Source organism: Glycocaulis sp. (assembly GCF_052168375.1).
GTDB lineage: Bacteria > Pseudomonadota > Alphaproteobacteria > Caulobacterales > Maricaulaceae > Glycocaulis.
The window spans coordinates 1-7,283 of sequence record NZ_JBQLZR010000162.1 but is presented as its reverse complement, the minus strand read 5'-3'; the positions used below and the strand labels follow the sequence as shown (position 1 = coordinate 7,283).

Sequence of the window (7,283 nt, the reverse complement as noted above, 5' to 3'; positions counted from 1 at the left end):
GGCGGCGGCTCGCCGGGCTTGCGGCCCGTCAGGTAGCGCGAATAGTTCTCCATGCCGTTGCAGCTGCCGGTGGCCTCCAGCATCTCGATATCGAACTGCACGCGCTGGGCGAGGCGCTGGGCCTCGAGCAGCTTGTTGTTGGCTTCCATCCATTCCAGGCGCTCTGCCAGCTCCGCCTTGATATGGGTGATCGCCTGATTGAGCGTCGGGCGCGGGGTGACATAGTGGGAGTTCGCGTAGACGCGCACTTTTTCGAGGCTCGCCACCGCCTTGCCGGTGAGGGTGTCGAACTCGGCAATCGCCTCGATCTCGTCTCCGAAAAAGCTGATCCGCCAGGCGCGCGCGTCATAGTGGGCGGGGAATATCTCCAGCACATCGCCGCGCACCCGGAACGTGCCGCGCGTGAAGGCGGCGTCATTGCGGGTGTATTGCAGGGCGGTCAGCTGGCGCATGATCTCGCGCGGATCGGCCATGTCTCCGACTTTGAGGTCGAACACCATGGCGGTGTAGGTCTCCACCGAGCCGATGCCGTAAATGCAGGAGACAGAGGCGACGATGATCACGTCATCGCGCTCCAGGATGGCGCGCGTCGCGGCGTGGCGCATCCTGTCGATCGCCTCGTTTATCGAGGATTCCTTCTCGATATAGGTGTCGGTGCGCGGCACATAGGCTTCCGGCTGGTAGTAGTCATAGTAGGAGACGAAATACTCCACCGCGTTGTGCGGGAAGAAGCTCTTGAACTCGCCATAGAGCTGGGCCGCGAGCGTCTTGTTGGGTGCGAGGATCAGGGCCGGGCGCTGCGTCGCCTCGATGATCTTGGCCATGGTGAAGGTCTTGCCCGACCCGGTGACGCCGAGGAGCACCTGATCGCGCTCATGGCCCTGCAAGCCCTCCACCAGCTCGGCAATGGCTGCTGGCTGGTCGCCGGAGGGTTCAAAATCGCTGACCATCTGGAAGGTGCGCCCGCCCTCGGACTTGTCGGGCCGGTCAGGGCGGTGCGGCGTCCAGTTGGCCGGCAGGGAGAGCGCGTCGTGAATGCCGGCAGGCACCGCATCGCGCAGGAAGGGCGCCTGGCCCATGTCGGACACGCCACTAGCACCGCCTCCCGCACCGTCGGAGGGGCTTGCCGTCTCTTCGGGCGGGGCATAGGCGGTGTCGTCTCGGGTCAGTCTGGCCATGAGAACATATATGCAACACGGGACGCGCGATTGCGAGGGGTGAATGTGCGCTGCGGCGCCTCGCGCAAGCTTTGGTTAACGCTGCGCGTGCACATTGGCGGCAGGTATTCGCGAAGCCACCGGGCGAGGCATGGCAGGCAGTTTCGAACGCGTGCGGGTCCTCATCGTCGAGGACAACGCCCATATGTCCACGATCCTGCGCAAGGTGCTGCAGGGTTTTGGCGTGCGCACGGTGATCGAGGTGCGCGATGCGGCGGACGCGTTCGAATCGATGCGCTCCTCCAACCCTGATGTCGCGCTGGTGGACTATGCGCTGGGCGATGTGGACGGGCTGGAGTTCACCCGGCTGGTGCGCACGGCCTCTGACAGCCCGAACAAGTATCTGCCCATCATCATGGTCACCGGCCATACCGACCGCACCCGCATCATGGAAGCCATCAATGCGGGCGTGAACGAGTATCTGGCCAAGCCCGTCCGCCCGGTTGATCTCTATAACCGCATGGTGGCGCTGATCGAGCGCCCGCGCCGCTTTATCAAGTCGGGCAGCTATTTCGGCCCGGACCGCCGCCGCCGCACCGATCCGCGCTATCCCGGACCCTTCCGCCGCGCCACCGACCAGGCCAACCAGAACCCGGAAGACGAAGTCGATTTCGGGTAGGGTGACCTCTTTTTCCGTTTCGTCGTTCTCGTGCCCGCCTCTCGCGGGGACAGGCGCAGGCGGGTTATCGGTGTGTCTGGCCACCCGGTATTGCCATGGGTCCCGGCTCGGGGACCGGGACCCCGGATGTTACCGCCTGCGATAATCCTGCCAGATAGACCGCTGCCCTCTCCAACCGGGTTCCCGGGCTTGACCCGGGATCCATGTTTTCGGCCATCCGGTGTTACCATGGGTCCCGGCTCGGGGGCCGGGACCCCGGGTGTGATCGCTTTTCGATGATCTTGCCAGATAGACCGCTGCCCTCTCCGCCGGGGTCCCGGGCTTGACCCGGGATCCATGTTTTCAGCTTTTGCGCGCTGCCATGGCCCCCGGCTCGGGGGCCGGGGCCCCGGTTTGCGGGGCTTTTTTTGAAAGCCTTGCCAGTTCAGTACTTCCCTCTCCGACCGGGGCCCCGGTCTCCGAGCCGGGGCCTATTTTTCAGAACACCATCAGATTGTTGAGGTCCGGGTAAAGGTCACGCCAGCCGGGATTGTGCTGTTCGATCAGCGCAATTTTCCATTCCCGCTTCCACCGCTTCACGCTTCGCTCGCGCGCAATGGCATCATGGGTGGCTTCGCAATGTTCCAGATAGACAAGGTTGAACACCTTGTACTTCCAGACAAATTCCGACCCCTTGCCGATGCGGTGAAGTGCGATGCGCTCAGCCGGGTTGGCGCAGCTGCCGGTATAAAGCGTGCCATGACGCTTCGATGCGAGGATGTAGACATAGGCCGACATGGACCGATCGTCCGTTGGATTTCGCGTTGCTGCAAGATTTCATGGGTCCCGGCTCGGAGACCGGGACCCCGGATGTTACCGCCTGCGATAATCCTGCCAGATAGACCGCTGACCTCTCCAATCGGGGTCCCGGGCTTGACCCGGGATCCATGTTTTCAGTCATCGGGCGGGCGGTTGATCCCCCCTTCGTCGTTCCCGTGAAGACGGGAACCCAGAGCCACTGGCAACCGGCTGAGCCCTACGATCTCTGGGTTCCCGCCTGCGCGGGAACGACGAAAGAAAGAGCGCTTGAGGCCTCTACCCCCTCACATCCTCCACATTCTCCCACTGCTCCACCCTGATCAGCATGGAGGTGTCGAAGCCTTCCGCCTCCAGCCAGGCGAGGCGTTGTGAAAGCACGGCCTCGTCCATTTGCGGGGTCCGCGAGAGGATCCACAAATAGCGACCTTGCGGCTCGGACACGATGGCCCAGCTATAATCGTCTGCCAGATCGATGATCCAGTAATCGCCCCAGAACGGGCCGAAGAAGGACACTTCCAGCTGCGCATTGGTCGCCTCGTCGGCGATGCGGGCCCGGCCATTGGCCACTTCCACCTCGCCGTCCAGCCCGCCCTGGTAACAGGTATTGGTCACGTCGATGAGGCCATCCTCGCGGCGGGCATAGTCGGCGGTGACGCCTGCGCAGCCGCGCTCGAAGCCATGGTCATAGCGGGCAATCTCGAACCAACGGCCAAGATAGCGGTCAAGCTCAACGGACTCCACGGTCTGCAAGGGCGGAGCATCGGCGCTGCGGCCCGCCGGTGGCTGGCAGGCCGCCATCAGGCTGGCGGCAGCGATAAGAAGGGCGGCGCGTGCGAACATTTCAAAAGCTCCCGGAATGCGCAGGTGGCGAAACAAAGCTAGCGCCCCTTCAACGCACAGCAAGGCGTTCGGCTCCCTCGCGCCGGGTGAGAAATCTCCTGTTAACGCTCTGGCAAGATGTGCGATGGTATGACCAGTTCACTAAACGCACTCAGTTAACACGATAAGTGAGTGGGTGCGGTGATTGGGTACATGACCTTTTGGGCGGGGGTTATCATGCTGTCATCTTCCAGAGCCGAATTTGCGTTGCGCGATCCGTCGGCCTTGTCTGCGCTGCTGTCCTATGACTGGCGGGCGCGCCACTTCCTGACCGATGCCGAGCTGCTGGGCGAGGCCGGCCACAAGCCTGCCGTGCAGGGCGATGCGGCGAGCCTCATCCGGCCCATGCAGCGTCAGGGTTTTATCAAGCCGCTGCACGGCGTGCGCCCCCATGGCGGGCGGATGCGCCTGTGGCATTTGCGCGATGTGCTGAAAATCCAGATCGTGTCGGACCTGCGCAGCATCAGCGATCTCAGCGTCAATGCATGCTTGCGCCATCTGGCCTCGGAAGGGCCGGATCTGGTCGAGACCGCGCTCGATGGCTGGCAGGATCATGCCGGCGCACCGGGCGAGGGCTGTGCAGCCGCCCAGATGCGCCTTGAGGGCCTGCCCAAGCTGCCCAAAGACGATGCGCTGGCCGAGCTCGTCACCTGCTCGATTGCCCGTTTCGTCCATCGCAACCGGTTCGACACGGTGGAGCGTCCGGCCTTTCTGGCCTGATCTCCCTTACCCGGCGCGCTTCAGGGTCACCTCGAACACGCTGCCCTCGCGGCCCGTCGAGACCAGCTCGATGGAGCCGTCCATCATGACGGCGAGTTCGCGCGCGATGGAGAGGCCAAGGCCCGTGCTGCCCTGACCGCCGCCGGAGGAGAAGGGCTCGAACAGGCGCGTGCGCACGCGCTTGGGAATGCCGGGGCCGGTATCGGTCAGGCGCACGGTGATGACGGATCCGGCCTCCACCGCTTCGACGCTGAGGCGGGCGGGATCAGCATCCTTCATGGCGGTGACGGCATTGCGGATGAGGTTTGCAAACAGGCGGTAGAGGCTGTCGCGGTCACCCAGCACCGTCAGGCCTTCAGGCAGGGTATTCTGCCAGACAAGACCCTCAGCGCCGGAGGTCAGTTCGGCGGCGATCTCCTCCATCAGCGGGCGCAGCGCGACGGCGCGCAGCTCGCCGGGTGCCTCGCCGGTCTTTCCATAATCGAGCACGTCGGAGCACAGCCGGATGCCGCGCCCGATGGCGCGCACCAGGCGCTGGCCCATGGCGGCGGTGCGGGCATCCTCGCTGGTCGCCAGACGATCAGAGACCAGCTGGGCGGAGGCAAAGACGTTCCTCAGATCATGATTGATCTTGGCGACAGCGAGACCGAGGCTCGCCAGGCGTTCGCGCTGGCGGATGGCGGACAGGATATCGGCCTGCATGGCGGCAAGCGCGCGCTCCGCCTCGCCGATCTCGTCACTGCGCAGGCTGGGCGCCAGCACGCGCCGGGCATCGGACGGGTTCTCCTGAAACTGCGTCATCGAGTGCGACAGGCGCCGCATCGGGCCGACGAAAAGGAAGAGCAGGGCGAGATAGATCAGGCTGCCCGTCACCAGCGAGGTGAAGAGCGAAAAGCGGAAGACGCGCGCGGAGAACCCGATCAGCGCCTCGCGCAAGGGCGCTTCGGGCAGGATGACGAGAATACGCTCGTCAGGCCGGGTCTGGGGAATGGCGGTTAGCACGATCAGCCGGTCTGGCGGTCCGGTGAAGGTGCCGATGACGGCCAGCATGTTGCGTACCGGGCGGGGGCGGGTCTGGTCCTCGTCCAGCAGCGGCGCGTCGCCGGTATCGGCGCCGAGAATCAGCTCTGTCGCGCCGCCCGTGATCCGGGCGACCGCCATGGCATCAGCGCCCGCGAGAAGTTCACGCACCGCATCTTCGGAGAGATTATTGCCGGCAAGCTCGGCCGCGATGGCGGCAAGGTGGGCGGCATTGGCCCGCTCGCCCAGCCAGTTATTGCGGAAGTTGGAGGCCGTCGGGAAATAGATGAGCAGGGAGGAGGCCAGCACGAACACGATCGTGAGCGCCAGCAATCGACCGCCGAGCGAACCCTTGCGCACGGAAACGCCGCGCCAGGCGCGTTCCAGCCCTTGCCTGATAGCGCGTATCGCCAAGCCGCCCCTTTCTGCGAATGCAAGTCAGTTCTCATACTCCATCGGCTGGCGGCTTGATACCGCCTTTGGCGTCAGAGGCGTCGAACCAGACTAGTGCATGGCAGACAATAGCGCGGCCCAGGCTTTTGCGAAGGGTCCGAAGACGACAGGCTCGAAATGTTTTCCCGCTGCGCGCTTTATCGCTTCACCGCGTGTGGGATAGGCAAGGACCGGGCTGGTGAGGTCGCGCACGCTTCCCCCCTTGGCCATCGTCACGGCGGCGAGCGCGCCGATATCGTCGGCGCGGGCTCCCGCCACGTGGACGCCCAGTATCTTGCCACCCTTGCCCAGCACCAGCTTCACCCCGCCTGCGGTGTCGCCTTCGGCTATCGCGCGGTCATTGTCGTGGAAGGGCCAGGCGATGACGGAGACCTTGTCGCCTTGGGCGTCGCGCGCCCGCTTTTCCGTCAGGCCGATCTGGGCAAGGCCGGGGCTGGTATAGACACAGCCCGGAATGGGGTTGGAGGACTGTTTCGTCGGCACGCCGTAATAGAGATTGCGCAGGATGACCGAGCCGTGCCAGCCGGCCAGATGGGTCAGCGCGCCCTTGCCGGCAATGTCGCCAGCCGCGTAGATGCGCTTGTTGGCGGTGCGCAGCCGGTCGTCGCAGCGAATGCCCGTCACGCCTGCCTCTACGCCTGCAGCCTCCAGCCCCAGCGTGTCGAAGACCGGTTCACGGCCTGCCGCGACCAGCACATGGCTGGCATCGATCGCCTCGCCATCGGGCATGGTGATGGTGATGGCATCGTCTGCCCGCTCGAAGCGTTCAACGCCCCAGCCCTCGATAATGCGGATACCGTCGGCGAGAAGCGCGCTGCGGACCGTCTCGACATGCTCAGGCTCGAACTGGCCGAGCAGGCGATTGGCCTCAAGTATCGTGACTTTCGCGCCCAGACGGGCAAATGCCTGACCCAGCTCGCAGCCAATGGGGCCGCCGCCCAGAATGAAGAGATGGCGGGGCAGGGTATCGAGCTGCCAGATCGTCTCATTGGTCAGATAGGGGATGTCTGAAAGCCCCGTCAGGTGCGGGATGCGCGCGCGGGTGCCAGAGGCGATGACGAAGCGTTTCGCCTTCACAACCACCGAATCGCTCTCCACGGTGTCTTGCGAGGTGAAGCGCGCCCACTCGCGGATGATGCGTACGCCGAGGCCTTCAAAGCGCTCCTGGCTGTCATTGGGCTCGATCGCGTCAATCGCGTCGCGGACATGGGCCATGACGGCGGGAAGGTCGATTGCAGGCTCGCCCGCCTTCACGCCGAGTTTTGCCGCGCTGCGCACGGTGTGGGCCGCATGGGCGGCAGCAAGGATCGCCTTGGAGGGCACGCAGCCATAATTGAGGCAGTCGCCGCCCATCTCGCGCGCTTCAAACAGGACCACCTTGCGGCCCAGCATGGCGGCGCCTGCTGCGGTGACGAGACCGGCTGCACCGGCGCCGATAATGCACAGATCTGCCTTGATGTTCTCGCGGCTCATGCGGCGTCTCCATTGGCAGCGGGCGGCTTCTTGCCGGTCAGGCGCTTGTAGGGGAAGGGCAGGAAGCCCGCGGGGGCCAAGACGGCTATCGCCGCGGAGAGCTC

At 64.7% G+C, this 7,283-nt stretch carries 7 protein-coding genes; 2 read left to right on the top strand and 5 right to left on the bottom strand.

The features are described 5' to 3' along the window. Positions 1 to 1,079, bottom strand: a 1,079-nt coding sequence (locus ACTS2Z_RS06355) for a DEAD/DEAH box helicase family protein (protein ID WP_442572378.1), incomplete at its 3' end; no start/stop codon positions are given. A 229-nt stretch (positions 1,080 to 1,308) separates the two neighbouring features. On the opposite strand from ACTS2Z_RS06355, the gene ACTS2Z_RS06350 reads away from it, so the two are divergent. After that, positions 1,309 to 1,836 (top strand): response regulator, encoded by a 528-nt coding sequence (locus ACTS2Z_RS06350; RefSeq protein ID WP_442572377.1) that lies wholly within the window; start codon positions 1,309 to 1,311, stop codon positions 1,834 to 1,836. A gap of 477 nt (positions 1,837 to 2,313) precedes the next feature. Here ACTS2Z_RS06350 and ACTS2Z_RS06345 read toward each other — a convergent pair whose 3' ends face one another. Continuing rightward, positions 2,314 to 2,613 carry a GIY-YIG nuclease family protein gene (locus ACTS2Z_RS06345; RefSeq protein WP_442572376.1) on the bottom strand — a complete coding sequence of 100 codons (300 nt, stop codon included), beginning with the start codon at positions 2,611 to 2,613 and terminating at the stop codon, positions 2,314 to 2,316. A gap of 297 nt (positions 2,614 to 2,910) precedes the next feature. After that, complete coding sequence (locus ACTS2Z_RS06340) at positions 2,911 to 3,474, bottom strand: lipocalin family protein (protein ID WP_442572375.1); 564 nt, start codon at positions 3,472 to 3,474, stop codon at positions 2,911 to 2,913. A 216-nt stretch (positions 3,475 to 3,690) separates the two neighbouring features. Here ACTS2Z_RS06340 and ACTS2Z_RS06335 point away from each other — a divergent pair, with 216 nt between their 5' ends. Continuing rightward, a complete protein-coding gene (locus tag ACTS2Z_RS06335) occupies positions 3,691 to 4,233 on the top strand; it encodes a hypothetical protein (RefSeq protein WP_442572374.1) in 543 nt (180 codons plus the stop codon). 6 nt (positions 4,234 to 4,239) lie between these two features. Here ACTS2Z_RS06335 and ACTS2Z_RS06330 read toward each other — a convergent pair whose 3' ends face one another. Both ACTS2Z_RS06330 and ACTS2Z_RS06325 read right to left on the bottom strand, forming a co-directional pair. Beyond that, positions 4,240 to 5,667 (bottom strand): sensor histidine kinase, encoded by a 1,428-nt coding sequence (locus ACTS2Z_RS06330; protein WP_442572373.1) that lies wholly within the window; start codon positions 5,665 to 5,667, stop codon positions 4,240 to 4,242. Positions 5,668 to 5,757: 90 nt separating this feature from the next. Continuing rightward, entirely contained in the window at positions 5,758 to 7,179 is a 1,422-nt protein-coding gene (locus ACTS2Z_RS06325) for a dihydrolipoyl dehydrogenase family protein (RefSeq protein WP_442572372.1), read from the bottom strand. Positions 7,180 to 7,283: the final 104 nt, after the last annotated feature.